Raw genomic sequence first — 218 nt, 5'->3', positions numbered from 1 at the left:
CATAGACGCTGTCGGCAGCCACCCAGGCAAAAGGCGTGTTCGCCGCGAGGGCCCGCTCGATCATGTCCTGGGCCATCCGGGGCTTGGTTGAAAACCCGATACCCGCCGGTACCTGGGCGGCGGCCAGGCGCTCAGGGTCATCCGTCCAGACCTTGGGCAGATACAGCGCCCGGTCGATGAAGGCATGCCCGTGACGCGAGACATAGGCCGCGAAGACG

General features: G+C 66.5%; 1 protein-coding gene. It reads right to left on the bottom strand.

The genetic code is table 11. The features are described from left to right. On the bottom strand, positions 1-218 hold a 218-nt coding region (locus ACYVD0_RS21870; protein ID WP_460428758.1), incomplete at both ends, for a transposase.

The organism is Azotobacter armeniacus (assembly GCF_054779355.1).
The sequence above is the reverse complement of the archived record's forward strand: the minus strand, read 5'-3'. Positions and strand labels throughout refer to the sequence as shown.